Raw genomic sequence first — 12,240 nt, 5'->3', positions numbered from 1 at the left:
CTCCGCCGCGCCGCTCCGCTTCGCCCGCTCCGCCGCGCCGCTCCGCTCGCGCTGCCGCGCCCGCTCCGCTTCGCCCGCTTCGCGCCTCGCTTCGCCCCGCTCCGCCCCCGCCTTCCCACCCCACCCCCACCCCGCCCGATTTGTCCGCTCCGCCTCACCCGCCGCAACCGCTGGCGCGTCCCCTCGCCTTTCGGCTACTGTCCAGTAACCACACATACTCCCAGTACGGTCGGCCCAATGGAGGTGCTGTCCATGCGTATTCCGCCCCGCTTGTCCGTGCTCCCCGGCAAGGTGGCGGAGACCGCCCGCGGCCTGGAGGTCATGTGGCGCGCCGGGCTCGTCCCGTTTCCCCGGCTGGACGAGGGCCTGCGCAGCGTGATCGCCACCCGCAAGGTGGGCCCGTTCGCCGCCGCGGCGCAGACCTCCGCCCGGCGCGATCCGAACGCCATCGGGCTGGTCGACGAGCTGGGGCCGCTCACCTTCCGCGAGCTGGACCTGCGCTCCAACGCCCTCGCCCGCGCCTGGGAAGAGCGCGGCGTCCGCCCGGGCACCGTCATCGCGGCGCTGTGCCGGGACCACCGCGGCCTGGTCACGGTCATGATCGCGGCAGGCAAGGTCGGCGCGCGCCTCCTGTTGATGAACACAGGCTTCGCGAAACCGCAGCTCACCGACGTCGCGGCGCGGGAAAAGGTGCAGGTGCTCGTCTACGACCAGGAGTTCACCGACCTGCTCTCCGGCATCCCGGACACCGTCGACCGCTACCTGGCCTGGGTGGACGAACCCGACCCGGCGGACCGCATCCCCGTCCTCGACGAGCTCATCGCCAGCACCGACGACCGCCCACTGCCGCCGCCGCCCCAGCGCGGCGGGTTCGTGCTGCTCACCAGCGGGACCACCGGCACCCCGAAGGGCGCGCCGCGCGAGCGGACCTCCGTGCTGGCCACCGTCCAGTTCCTCGACCGCATCCCGCTGCGCGCCGGCGAGGCCACGTTCCTCGGCGCGCCCATCTTCCACGGCACCGGCATCTCGCAGTTCATCCTGTCGTTCGCGCTCGGCTGCAAGGTCGTGCTGCGCCGCCGGTTCGACCCCGAAGCCACGCTGAAGGGCGTCGCCGACCACGGGTGCACCGCGCTGGTCCTCGTCCCGACCATGCTGCAGCGCATCGTCGACCTCGGCCCGGACATCCTGGGCAAGTACGACACGTCGTCGCTGCGGATCATCTTCGTCGCGGGCTCCGCGTTGTCCCCCGACCTCGGCAACCGCGCCACCGAGGCGTTCGGCGACGTGATCTACAACCTGTACGGCTCCACCGAGGTCGCGGTCGCCACCGTCGCCACCCCGGAGGACTGGCGCAAGGCCCCCGGCACCGTCGGCCGCCCGCCGGTCACCTGCAAGGTGCAGCTGTACGACGAGCAGGGCAACCGCATCACCGAGCCGCACGTCACCGGGCGCGTCTTCGTCGGCAGCGGCCTGTCCTTCGAGGGCTACACCGACGGCCGGCACAAGGAGATCATCGACGGCCTGCTCTCCACCGGCGACGTCGGCCACTTCGACGAGGACGGGCTGCTGTTCATCGACGGCCGCGACGACGAGATGATCGTCTCCGGCGGCGAGAACGTGTTCCCGGTCGAGGTGGAGAACCTGCTCGTCGAGCACCCGGACGTGCTCGAAGCCGCCGTGATCGGCGTGCCGGACGCCGACTTCGGCCAGCGCCTCAAGGCGATCGTGGTGACGAAGAAGGACTCCAAGCTCGACGCCGACGCGATCCGCGACTACGTCAAGGGCAACCTCGCCCGCTACAAGGTGCCGCGCGACGTCGAGTTCGTGCCGGAGCTGCCACGCAACGCCACCGGGAAGGTCCTCCGCAACAAGCTGAGCTGAGGCGCGCCGTGGAGGAGATCCGCCTCCGCCGCGCCCTGATCGGGATGTGCGGGACCCAGGTCGTCAGCTGGGGCGCGTTGTACTACGCGCTCCCGGTCGCCACCGCGGAGATCGCGGGCACCACCGGGTGGACACCGGGCACGATCACGCTCGCCTTCTCGGCGGGCCTGCTGGTCGCGGCGGTCGCGGGGATCCCGGTCGGCCGCCTGCTCGACCGGTACGGCCCGCGGCCGGTGATGACCGCGGGCTCCGCGCTCGCCGCCGTGGCGCTCGTGCTGGTCGCGACGGCGCCGAGCAGGCCGCTGTTCTTCCTCGCCTGGGTGGTCGTCGGCGTCGCGCAGGCGATGCAGCTCTACCCGCCGGTGTTCGCGGCGATCACCTGCTGGTACGGCGACCGCCGCGCCCGTCCGCTGACCGTCGTGACGCTCGTCGGCGGCCTGGCGAGCACCGTGTTCGCGCCGCTCACCGCGTTGCTGGTCGACCAGGTCGGCTGGCGCGCGAGCTACCTCGTCTACGCCGCGGTCTTCCTGCTCGTCAACCTGCCCGTGCACTGGCTGCTGCTCACGCCGGCCTGGCCGGACCACCGCACGCGACCGGCCGCCACCCCGGTCCGGCAGGTGACCCGCTCCGCGCGGTTCCGGTTGCTGCAGACGGCGATGACCCTGGCCGCTCTCGGCTTGTACGCGTCGGCGATCGTGGTCGTGCCGCTGTTCGTCGAACGCGGCCTGAGCCATGCGATCGCGTCGGTCGCGCTGGGGCTCGTCGGGGCCGGGCAGGTCCTCGGGCGGCTCGTCTTCGCCGCCGTGCCGCGCACCAGCGCGCCCGCGTCCCGCACGGTCGGCGTCCTCGCCGCGAGTTGTGCCGCGCTGGTCCTGCTGGCTCTGCTGCCCGGGCCCGCGGGCGCGTTGCTGGCGGTCGCGGTGGTGATGGGGATGGCCCGCGGCGCCTACACGCTCGTGCAGGCCACGGCGGTCGCCGACCGGTGGACGACGACCCGGTTCGGGGCGCTCAACGGGATGTTCAACGCCCCGATCACCGCGGCGACGGCCATCGCCCCGGGTGGGGCGATCGTGCTCGCCGAGCGGGTCGGCGGGTACAGCACGGCCCTGATCCTGCTCGCCGTGCTCGCGGCGGTCGCCGCCGTCCTCGCGGCCTTCACCTGAACGAGTGCCGTCGGGCTACCGAGACGGGCCGTTCGGCGACGCTGACCGGCCGGTGAGCGCTCAAACCCGACGATCTCGTGACGGTGGCGACTCGTTTCTGCACGATGAGTGATGTCGCGCCCTACCGCGACGTGGAGCGCGGCCCCCTGCTGCCACAGGGAGCCGCGCGGTGTCGACCGTCCCTCCCGGAGAGGAAGGCATCAACGTGCCCACCGTACAACCGCGCCGCGAAGATCCGCGTCACGTGCCGTCGCCGGAACGGCTGAGGATCGTCCTCGACGGCTCGTTCCTCGCGGCCGTCCGGCCCGCCGCTCTGAAGAACCCGCCGCTCGCCCGCGCGGACGGCAGCCGGCTGGCCGAGCGCGGGGCGCGCGTGTGGCGAGCCGTCCTGCTCGCGCTGACCACCGTGACGTCCCTGGCGATGATCGTGTTCGCGTTGCTGAAGGCGATCCCGCTGACGGCGCTGTCGATGGTGGCGCTGGTCGCGGTCAAGGTCGCCGACCACTGGCACAGCCGCAGGCTGACCCGTTCGATGTCCACCTGAATCGCGACAGAATGACCCAGGGTTGGTTCCGGTCCCGCACTCCCGTCCGAAGCGGCGAACGACAAGCGGTCGCTGGTGCACGGTGAGTTGCCCCGGCGAGAAGTTCCCCTCGCGCTGCACGTGCAGCTGAACGTGACGGGGCACGGGCGAAGCGCGACGAATCGAACGACCGAGCGATACGCGGAGGTGAATTGTCACCCGAAAGAGTGGTGCGATTCTGGGAACTCGCGCACGGTGACGGCTGATCTTGGCTGCCATGCGGTTCGGTTCACCTGATCGACTGCACTGTCGCTGGGATGCAGCTCTGCCTAATCACGCTCGCCGTTCGGCGACCGGGACCAGCCGATCGTCGCGGAGTCGCCGAACTGACGCGCGAGTAACAGATCGATTTCTGCACTATGACTTCTATCGCGGTAGGCCGCGATATGAAGCGCGGCCCCCTGCTGCAACAGGGAGCCGCGCGATTCATCAGTCCAACCATGCAAAAGGAGGCACTGAAGTGCCCACGGTACAACCGGAGACTCCCGGAATGCCAGACGAGCCGTCGCCGGATCGGGGCGAGATCGTGCCGCCGGAGGTTCTCGGCGTGCGCAGTGCGCCGGGTGAGGATCCGGTCTGGGAGTTCGTGGAGCGCACGCTCGAAGGGCGCGCGCGGTTCTGGCGCGTCGTCGTCCTCGGGTTCCTGTGCGCGGCCGCGCTGGCGATGATCGCGTTCGCCCTGGCGAAGGCGATCCAGCCGGCCGTGCTGTGCATGCTCGCGCTCGTGGTGGTGAAGGTCGCCGACCAGGTCACCAGCCGCAGGCTCGAGTCCGCGTGAGGTCGGGGCCGGTCGCGGTGCGAGCCGCGGCCGGCCCGGTCACTCCCAGGAAATGCCGAACACCCCTGGCCCGTAGTCGAGCGCCACGGCGTGCACCCCGCCGGCCGTGTCCAGGTGCAGCTCTCGCCGCTCCTCGGTCTCCGCCGAGCCCCGGCGCGCGTACTGCCAGCACTTGCGCAGCGCCTCGGCCTCGTCGAAGCGGATCTCCAGCAGGTACTCGCGGATGGGGCGGCGGAACTCGCGGTAGTAGGTGTTCTCGCAGTCCGGGAACGGCGGCCCGCTGTTGGTGAGCGTGTACTCGATCAGGCAGGTCTCACCGCGGTGGATCGGGCGGTCGAACAGCAGCTCCGCGACGGTCAGGCCGTGCTCCGGGTCGATCTCGACCCGCCCGCTGCGGCAGTTGCGCAGCTGGTGCAGCGTGGGCGCGGGCGCGCCGCCGTGGTCGTACACCAGGATCCAGCGGTCCTGCCGGTCGGCGGTCGCCTGGAACACCGAACGCGTGGTCAGCGACCGCTGGCGGCCACCTGCCGCGATCTCGCACCGGTCGTGCAGGTTGAGCAGGTTCAGCCGGTGCTGCTGCTCCAGCGCGTGCGGAGCGCCGACCCGCTCCAGCAGGATCCGCAGCGCCTCCATCGGGAACTTGACGACGCCGTCCGCCTGCCGCCGGGACGGCAGCCCGCGCGGGCGCGGCGGCGGGAGCAGGGACAGCAGCTCACCGCGCTGCAGGCCGAGGACGTCCTCGAGCACCCGCACCGCCGAGATCGAGCTCTGCCGCTCGGGCTGCCGCTTGCCGGACTGCCAGTAGCTCAGGGCCGTGACGCTGATCGGCACGCCGCTGGCCTGCAAGCGGGCCTGGATGCGATCGAGACTCAGCCCACTGCGGGCGATCGCGGACCGGAGTCTGCTGGCGAACGGGCTCGGCACCGCGCGCTCGGACGTGGACACCTGCTACCACCTGGAAATCGACTTCGCCACCGCTGATGGTAGCAGTGTGTGACCTCTACTCGTCCGAGAATGATGATCAGGCCGTCATCCCATTGGGTGGTTAACGAGTAACCCTATCGGGTGAGTACTGGTAACTGTGATGTCGCGGTCCTCTTCCCGGACTACAAACCTTGCCCTGACCTGCGACTTTGTCCTGCGCAGGACCGCAAGTGGGAGGGCAGGCCGTTAGGCTGTACGGATATCGGCCGCCTCGATCGGGTGCAGCCGAGATCACCCCATTGGCGGAGGACTACGCCATGCTCACCACTGATCAGCTCCGCGACCTCGTGGACTCCTGGATGATCCACATGGAGGCGGAGAACCTGGCCCGCAACACCCTGCACTCCTACCGGGTGAGTGTTGATCAGTACCTGGACTGGTGCGCCTGCGACCCGGCCCGAGATCCCCTCGACCGGGTGACCCTGCGGACGTGGACTGTGGGGCTGCTGCGGCGGCACCAGCTCACCACGGCACGCATCCGGCAACAGGCCGTGAAGCGGTTCGGACATGTGATACCGGGATGTGGCAGATTGGCAGGAAGTTGAAATCCGGCGACCCGCTGTACGTGTGCGTGAACAAAGGCGGCCGCGCATGTTGGACATTCGCAGCCGGCCTACATCAACTTCATCGGCAGAACGGTCGGTGGCTCACCGGTGCAGCGATTCACGTGGCAGAGTATCGCGAACGCGTCCTGTACGAACTCTGAAATCCGGGCGGGGTGCCTTTTAAAAGTAACGGGTTTCCTCCCAACCGGGAACCTAATGCGCGGCCATGACTGGTTTCTGTCCACGGGTCGACGAGCCGTAGCAGTGTCACCCCGCCATTTCTTTCAAGCGGCTCCGTGTGCGTGGCAGGCAGGTCGGGATCCATTGCTGATCCATGCGAGAAGGCGAACGGATCAAGAATCGCCAATGGTCCGGGCTTGTCGGCTTACGGGGACATTAAAGAGGCTCCCCGGTCACCTCGCCAGGGAGCCTCCGCTCATCCCGTAGTGCAGGCCGTTGGTAGAGCGTTCGCTGTTGTCCGACGCTGTGAGTCGGGCGTCGCCGCCGCCGGGAAGCTACCTGTCGCCGCACAGAACCCCGCGCTGCCCCCTGGTGCCAAGGGTTTTCGATCTCGTCAGAGCGTGCTCAGACCCACGGGAGCTGGAGCCTTGGTCACTTCGTACCGACCATATGTGCGCGGCCTGCTACTCTATGTGCCGCAGCTTGTGAGCGCACCGGGGGGAGCAGTCGAAACCATGACAGACTGGACCGGCGCGGGCCTGACCGGCGCGTTTGGCGATCAGGAACAGCTCAAGGCAATGGGAGACCAAGCTCAACGCTTACTGGCCGACGCCAAGTCCGGTGGTTGGGCAGTGGACGAAGAAACCGGCAGGCATCTGCGTAACGCGATCACCCAAGCCGAAGACCGACTCTCCCGGATTTCCCTCAACATTGAGCGGCTTCGCCGCAAACCCAAATTTGGCAACGACGACTACGCCCAGAAGGCCGCGATACATTTTCAGGCAGCGATGGACTCCGATCAACAGTCGTTGATTCCGGTTTACGAGACTGTGTTGAGCAATCTGAAGACCATCAGAGAAGCGCTCGACATCGCTATGAGCAAGTACGATGCCTCTAATGATGCGGCAACGCGGTATCTTGGCAGATTTAAAGAGGACTGACCCGGTGAAAATCAGCACCCGAAGTGGCCTTGCGGCGGCCGCAATCACAATTCTCGGGGCGGTCTTGGTCGGATGCACGTCCACCGTGCACGGCACGCCTTCACCCGCGACAAGCGGGATACCAACGTCAGCCAACGCCAACGATCCATTTGCCGGACTCGTCGCTTGCCAGGTACTTGACCAACTCAACGCTGGACAAGGTTTCAACCCTGGCGACAACATCAGCCATCGCAACGAGTGCACGGCAACAAAGCCTGGTCTTGGTAGTAATGGGCTAGCACTCGATCCGGTGCAAGGGCTAGCCGAATTCCGCGAAACCGATCCGGATGCAACGGAAACAACCGTGAACGGTCGGAAGGCGTTGGAGGTGCAGAACGCCCTCGGATGCACGGTCGCGTTCGAGGTGAGCGAGCACGCCCGTGTCCTCGCTCAGATGGCAATGTCCCAGCCCGAGAACAATTCGCAAGCATGCCCGCTGGCGCGAGACTTGGCGGCTCGCGTGGAGGCGTTGCTGCCGAAGACACCGTGAACCCTCAATCGCGCGGGGGTGGCTTCGCCGGATGCGCGTTATTACCGGGTGGCGCACGGGCTCCTAACGGTGAGGGTCGGGATTATCATGATCAGAACTCCCATTGTGCCGGGTTCGCTATCCTTTTGATCATGTCGGCGTAACGGCGCGCATCCGCGATCGTCAAAACCGCGATGTGATGATGCTCGGGTTCCTGTTCGTCATCACGAAGTCGGTAGTAATCCAAGCTCGCATTATTGCGAGTGAGTCGTTCGACGACAAGCTTGGTAGGCTCGCCGTCGTTGTGAACCTTGATGCTTTCCATGGTTCAGTTTACGTTCTCTGTTGTCAGATTGCATCACAAAAATGGCACCGGTGTCACATGGTCATTACGAAGACTTGACGAGGGTCGCTGCAGCCGAGTATGACCCCGGAGGCGAAGTTGTCTACATGGGTGACGACTTGGCGGCCAGGGACCTGCGGGTGCTTCGGGGCTGAAGATCGCGGACGATGGCACGTATTCGCCTTCAATCGGCTCGGTTTCCCGTCTCGTTCTTGAAACAGAAGGTTTCGCCGCAAGGCAACTAGATCAAGTTGAGGTTCTGCTGACTAACGAAGCTGTTGGGTGGCTTCGCAACGTGTTCGACGAGCATGGTTCTGGACAGTGAACAGTGACCATCATGGACCGGTGCTGCACGCGGGAAGCTTGCCCCCACCGCGATCGCGCTGTGTTTGAGCTTACCGGTGATGTCCCTCGTGCGGGTGAATCGAGAACCCGTAGATCATCCGGGCGGAGTGCAGGATATCGGGGGCTAAGCCGCAGGCTGTACCGATCAGCATCGTCGCTGTTTGTGCAGGTCATCCTAGGTCTCAGGCAAGCCGCTCCCTAGTTGGTAACTGTGAATCATTGCCCCCGCTCTGGCCCCCGGGATTGCATGAGATCGCACCACCCGGTCGGGGAGAGGAGACGGCGGCTCATGCGGAAGCGCGCGATGTGGTCCGTACTCGCGGCGGCAGTCGTCGCCACGACGGTCTGGGCCGGGCCGGCCCAAGCCAGGGAAGGGCAGATCCTCGAAGCGGGCACTCCCGGCTCGGTCGCGGACAGCTACCTGGTCGTCCTCAAGCCGGGCGCCACCTCGCGGGCCGGCGACCTGACCAGCCGCTACGGCGGCTCGGCGACCCGCACGTTCAGCGCCGCGCTGAAGGGCTTCGCGGTCAGCGCGAATGAAACCGAGGCCAAGCGCCTCGCCGCCAACCCCGACGTCGCCTACGTCGTGCAGAACCACGTCCTGCACATCGCCGACGTGCAGCAGAACCCGCCGTCCTGGGGACTGGACCGCATCGACCAGGCGAACCTGCCGCTCGACTCGTCCTATCGCTACGACACCCCGGCGGACGACGTCACCGCCTACGTCATCGACACCGGCGTGCGCGCCAGCCACGAGACCTTCGGCGGCCGCGTCACCGGCGGCAAGGACTTCATCGACAACGACGACGACGCCACCGACGAGCACGGCCACGGCACCCACGTCGCGGGCACGATCGGCGGCGCCGAGTACGGCGTCGCCAAGGGTGTGCGGATCGTCCCGGTGCGCGTGCTCGACGCGCAGGGCAGCGGCACCACCGACCAGGTCGTCGCCGGGATCGACTGGGTCGCGCAGAACGCGAGCGGCCCGTCCGTGGCGAACATGAGCCTGGGCGGCAGCGCCGACACCGTCCTCGACGACGCCGTCCGCGGGGCGATCGCCAAGGGCGTCACCTTCGCCATCGCCGCGGGCAACGAGGGCGCCGACGCCGGCAACGACTCCCCGGCGCGCGTCACCGAGGCGATCACCGTCGCGGCCAGCGACCGGACCGACAGGCAGGCGAGCTTCTCCAACTACGGCAGCGTCGTCGACCTCTACGCGCCGGGCGTGAGCATCACGTCGTCGTGGGGAACCGGCGACACCGCGACCAACACGATCAGCGGCACCTCGATGGCCACCCCGCACGTGGCCGGCGCCGCCGCCCTCTACCTGGCCGGACACCCGGACGCCACACCCGCGCAGGTCGCCGACGCCCTGATCGCCTCGGCCACCCCGGGCAAGATCAGCGGCGCAACCCCGGGCACGCCCAACCGTCTCCTCAACACCGCTGGCTAGGCTGCGGGCGGGGACGGCGAGCGAAAGGACGGCCGATGGGCGCCATCCACCTGATCCGGCACGGTCAGGCCTCCTTCGGCGCGGCCGACTACGACCAGCTGTCCAGCACCGGGATCGAGCAGGGCGCCGTGGTCGGCGCCGAGCTGCTGCGCCGCAAGATCCGCTTCACCGAGGGCCGGACCGGGTCGATGGCCCGTCAGCGCGCCACCGCGGAGATCGTCCTGGACTGGCTCGGGGCGGGCGCCGCGGCCAAGGAGGACCCGCGCTGGAACGAGTACGACCACGTCGACATCGTCGCCCGGCACGGCGGCGGCGCGCTGCAGGACGCGAACGACCCGCGCGGGTACCAGGAGGTGCTGGACGCGTCGCTGGCCGCGTGGGTGCGCGCCGGTGACGACGGCCCGTGCGCGGAGACGTGGCCGCAGTTCGCCGAGCGGGTGCGTGGCGCGCTGGCCGACCTGGTCGCCGTGCTGCGCAAGGGCGAGAGCGCGGTGGTCTTCACCAGCGGCGGGGTGATCGGCACGCTCGCCGGGCACCTGCTCGGCGACCCCGCGATGGGGTTGCTGCAGCTCAACCGGGTCACCGTGAACTGCGGCATCACGAAGCTGGTGACCGGGCGCGGCGGGGTCACGCTGGTGTCGTTCAACGAGCACGCGCACTTCGAGGGCCGGGCCGCCCGCCTGCTCACTTATCGGTGACGGCCGGGAACACGTCCTCGATCAGGGTCACCAGCGAGCGGGACAGCAGGGTGTGCACCTGGTCGCGGTCGAGTTCGCCGCGCAGCAGCCACTCGCGGCCCGCGGCCTTGACCATGCCGCCGTAGGCGCGGATGAGGGCGTTGCAGACCTCGGCGTGCGCGGCGTCGACCTTCACGCCCAGCGCCTCCAGCACGCGGGCGGCCGAGCGGCGTTCGGCCTCGACGAGGATCGCCTCGACCTCCGGATCGCTGCCGAGGCCTTCGGGTGCGGTGGCGGCCAGCCAGGTCTTGCCCTGTTTGGTGACGAGGGTGAGGAACCAGTCGACCGCGACGCGTGCTTTTTCTTCGAGCGGCCCGTCGGTGACGATGTCCAGTGCCGTGGTCGGGATCGTCATCGTGCGGCGCAGCACCGCCAGGTAGAGCTCGCGTTTGGTGCCGAAGTAGTGGTTGATCAGCCCGCGGGCGACGCCCGCCGCCGCCGCGATGTCCGATGTGGACACGTCGGCGTACGGGCGCTCGCCGAACAGCCGGGCGGCGCAGGTGAAGATCTGCTCCCTGCGCGCGTCCGGTTCGAGTCTCCGCCACCGGGGCTGGGAGTCCGTCATGGGCGACATGCTGGCATGGGTCACCCGGGGGAGTTGTTCTTTTCCGACATGTCGGCGAATACGTCATTCGATCGGAGGCACGTGTTAAGAGCGTAACCCGGCGGAAGGGGCCGGAATGCGTGATCGGGATCCTGCCGGTATCGGAATTGCCGGTCTCGTGGTGCTGGCGCTGGCGTTCGTCGCGGCGCTGAACGCGGAATCGCTGCCGCTGATCGGCGCGGGCGTCTCGTACGAGGCGGAGTTCAGCGAAGCGGGCGGTCTCGCGGTGGACGACGAGGTGCGGGTGGCCGGGGTGAAGTTCGGCAAGGTGGTGGACGTCGGCCTGGACGGTGCGTCGGTGCGGGTCCGGTTCAAGGTGTCGGACACCTGGCTGGGTGACCGCACGACGGCGGCGATCAAGATCAAGACGTTGCTGGGGCAGAAGTACCTCGCGCTGGATCCACAGGGGTCGCGACCACTGGATGGGGTGATCCCACGCTCGCGGACGATCGCGCCGTATGACGTGCTGGACGCGTTCCGGGACCTGTCGAAGACCGTCGGCGGGCTGGACACGGACCGGCTGGCCCGGTCGTTCGACGCGCTGTCGGCGGCGCTGCCGGGCGGTTCTTCCGTGCGGGGCGCGCTGGACGGCCTGTCCCAGCTGTCGACGACGATCGCGTCCCGGGATGCGGAGCTGTCGCGGCTGCTGGGCAACACGGTGGAGCTGTCGCGGACCGTGGCGGACCGGGATGCGCAGCTGGTGCGGTTGATGGCGGACGGGAACCTGGTGCTGGCCGAGGTGGCGGCCAGGGCGTCGGCGATCTCGGCGCTGCTGACGGGGGCGCAGTCGTTGTCCCGGGAGGTGCAGGGCCTGGTCGAGGACAATGACGGGGCGTTGCGCCCGGTGCTGGCCTCGCTCGACCAGCTGACCGGGATGCTGCAGCGGAACCAGGAGGCACTGGCGGCGGGCGTCGCCCGGTTCGCGCCGCTGGTCCGCTACGCCACGAACATCACCGGACAGGGGCACTGGGGTGACACGTACGTGTGCCTGCCGGTGGTGTCGGCCTGCTACTGAGGGGCTTGGTGCGTGCACGAGAGCGCCAGGTGGCGCCCGCGACAGAGCCGGTGGTGACCGAACGAGAGGGCCAGCCGCGAAGGCGCGAGTGGACCAACCACCGACCACCCCGCGAGAGGGCCAGCCGCGACGGCGCGAGTGGACCAACCACCGACCACCCGCGAGAGGGCCGGTCGTGCC

The 12,240-nt window shown here is 68.6% G+C and carries 13 protein-coding genes; 10 read left to right on the top strand and 3 right to left on the bottom strand.

From position 1 onward, the window contains the following. The first annotated feature begins 252 nt into the window (after positions 1 to 252). The 4 genes from AMY39116_RS0341015 to AMY39116_RS0341000 all read left to right on the top strand — a co-directional run bounded on the left by AMY39116_RS0341015 (position 253) and on the right by AMY39116_RS0341000 (position 4,405). A complete protein-coding gene (locus tag AMY39116_RS0341015; protein WP_027936682.1) occupies positions 253 to 1,881 on the top strand; it encodes an acyl-CoA synthetase in 1,629 nt (542 codons plus the stop codon). A gap of 8 nt (positions 1,882 to 1,889) precedes the next feature. Continuing rightward, on the top strand, positions 1,890 to 3,044 hold the full coding sequence (locus tag AMY39116_RS0341010; protein WP_020423397.1) for an MFS transporter: 1,155 nt from the start codon (positions 1,890 to 1,892) through the stop codon (positions 3,042 to 3,044). A gap of 205 nt (positions 3,045 to 3,249) precedes the next feature. Beyond that, the gene (locus AMY39116_RS0341005) at positions 3,250 to 3,588 is read left to right on the top strand and encodes a hypothetical protein (RefSeq protein WP_157358873.1); all 339 of its coding nucleotides are present in this window, start codon (positions 3,250 to 3,252) and stop codon (positions 3,586 to 3,588) included. A 529-nt stretch (positions 3,589 to 4,117) separates the two neighbouring features. Beyond that, complete coding sequence (locus AMY39116_RS0341000) at positions 4,118 to 4,405, top strand: hypothetical protein (RefSeq protein WP_020423395.1); 288 nt, start codon at positions 4,118 to 4,120, stop codon at positions 4,403 to 4,405. 39 nt (positions 4,406 to 4,444) lie between these two features. Here the strand turns inward: AMY39116_RS0341000 and AMY39116_RS0340995 are convergent, their stop codons facing one another. Further along, the gene (locus AMY39116_RS0340995; protein WP_020423394.1) at positions 4,445 to 5,350 is read right to left on the bottom strand and encodes a hypothetical protein; all 906 of its coding nucleotides are present in this window, start codon (positions 5,348 to 5,350) and stop codon (positions 4,445 to 4,447) included. Between the two features lie 296 nt (positions 5,351 to 5,646). On the opposite strand from AMY39116_RS0340995, the gene AMY39116_RS0340990 reads away from it, so the two are divergent. The 3 genes from AMY39116_RS0340990 to AMY39116_RS47760 all read left to right on the top strand — a co-directional run bounded on the left by AMY39116_RS0340990 (position 5,647) and on the right by AMY39116_RS47760 (position 7,584). Continuing rightward, the gene (locus AMY39116_RS0340990) at positions 5,647 to 5,934 is read left to right on the top strand and encodes a hypothetical protein (RefSeq protein ID WP_157358872.1); all 288 of its coding nucleotides are present in this window, start codon (positions 5,647 to 5,649) and stop codon (positions 5,932 to 5,934) included. Positions 5,935 to 6,629: 695 nt separating this feature from the next. Further along, positions 6,630 to 7,055 carry a hypothetical protein gene (locus tag AMY39116_RS0340985; RefSeq protein ID WP_020423392.1) on the top strand — a complete coding sequence of 142 codons (426 nt, stop codon included), beginning with the start codon at positions 6,630 to 6,632 and terminating at the stop codon, positions 7,053 to 7,055. A gap of 4 nt (positions 7,056 to 7,059) precedes the next feature. Continuing rightward, entirely contained in the window at positions 7,060 to 7,584 is a 525-nt protein-coding gene (locus tag AMY39116_RS47760; protein WP_235716329.1) for a DUF3558 domain-containing protein, read from the top strand. Between the two features lie 91 nt (positions 7,585 to 7,675). Here AMY39116_RS47760 and AMY39116_RS46490 read toward each other — a convergent pair whose 3' ends face one another. Continuing rightward, positions 7,676 to 7,888, bottom strand: coding sequence for a hypothetical protein (locus tag AMY39116_RS46490; RefSeq protein ID WP_157358871.1), 213 nt, complete (start codon positions 7,886 to 7,888; stop codon positions 7,676 to 7,678). A 652-nt stretch (positions 7,889 to 8,540) separates the two neighbouring features. Here AMY39116_RS46490 and AMY39116_RS0340975 point away from each other — a divergent pair. Together AMY39116_RS0340975 and AMY39116_RS0340970 are read left to right on the top strand one after the other, a co-directional pair. Continuing rightward, positions 8,541 to 9,704, top strand: coding sequence for a S8 family peptidase (locus AMY39116_RS0340975; RefSeq protein ID WP_020423390.1), 1,164 nt, complete (start codon positions 8,541 to 8,543; stop codon positions 9,702 to 9,704). A 35-nt stretch (positions 9,705 to 9,739) separates the two neighbouring features. Next, on the top strand, positions 9,740 to 10,402 hold the full coding sequence (locus AMY39116_RS0340970; RefSeq protein WP_020423389.1) for a histidine phosphatase family protein: 663 nt from the start codon (positions 9,740 to 9,742) through the stop codon (positions 10,400 to 10,402). Here the strand turns inward: AMY39116_RS0340970 and AMY39116_RS0340965 are convergent. Then, positions 10,389 to 11,006, bottom strand: coding sequence for a TetR/AcrR family transcriptional regulator (locus AMY39116_RS0340965; RefSeq protein WP_020423388.1), 618 nt, complete (start codon positions 11,004 to 11,006; stop codon positions 10,389 to 10,391). The two genes, AMY39116_RS0340970 and AMY39116_RS0340965, sit on opposite strands and share 14 nt — an antisense overlap. A 115-nt stretch (positions 11,007 to 11,121) precedes the next feature. Here AMY39116_RS0340965 and AMY39116_RS0340960 point away from each other — a divergent pair, with 115 nt between their 5' ends. Further along, positions 11,122 to 12,060 carry an MCE family protein gene (locus AMY39116_RS0340960; protein WP_039792157.1) on the top strand — a complete coding sequence of 313 codons (939 nt, stop codon included), beginning with the start codon at positions 11,122 to 11,124 and terminating at the stop codon, positions 12,058 to 12,060. Positions 12,061 to 12,240: the final 180 nt, after the last annotated feature.

This window comes from Amycolatopsis sp. ATCC 39116 (genome assembly GCF_000231075.2).
In the GTDB taxonomy this organism is placed as follows: Bacteria; Actinomycetota; Actinomycetes; order Mycobacteriales; family Pseudonocardiaceae; genus Amycolatopsis_E; species Amycolatopsis_E tucumanensis.
This window is presented reverse-complemented; position numbering and strand designations above follow the sequence as displayed.

What these genes read in the sequence shown, in the direction of transcription:
- AMY39116_RS0341015 (WP_027936682.1), top strand. Translation starts at nt 253, where the DNA reads ATGCGTATTCCGCCCCGCTTGTCCGTGCTCCCCGGCAAGGTGGCGGAG.
- AMY39116_RS0341000 (WP_020423395.1), top strand. Translation starts at nt 4,118, where the DNA reads ATGCCAGACGAGCCGTCGCCGGATCGGGGCGAGATCGTGCCGCCGGAG.
- AMY39116_RS0340990 (WP_157358872.1), top strand. Translation starts at nt 5,647, where the DNA reads ATGCTCACCACTGATCAGCTCCGCGACCTCGTGGACTCCTGGATGATC.
- AMY39116_RS0340985 (WP_020423392.1), top strand. Translation starts at nt 6,630, where the DNA reads ATGACAGACTGGACCGGCGCGGGCCTGACCGGCGCGTTTGGCGATCAG.
- AMY39116_RS46490 (WP_157358871.1), bottom strand. Translation starts at nt 7,888, where the DNA reads ATGGAAAGCATCAAGGTTCACAACGACGGCGAGCCTACCAAGCTTGTC.
- AMY39116_RS0340975 (WP_020423390.1), top strand. Translation starts at nt 8,541, where the DNA reads ATGCGGAAGCGCGCGATGTGGTCCGTACTCGCGGCGGCAGTCGTCGCC.
- AMY39116_RS0340970 (WP_020423389.1), top strand. Translation starts at nt 9,740, where the DNA reads ATGGGCGCCATCCACCTGATCCGGCACGGTCAGGCCTCCTTCGGCGCG.
- AMY39116_RS0340965 (WP_020423388.1), bottom strand. Translation starts at nt 11,006, where the DNA reads ATGACGGACTCCCAGCCCCGGTGGCGGAGACTCGAACCGGACGCGCGC.
- AMY39116_RS0340960 (WP_039792157.1), top strand. Translation starts at nt 11,122, where the DNA reads ATGCGTGATCGGGATCCTGCCGGTATCGGAATTGCCGGTCTCGTGGTG.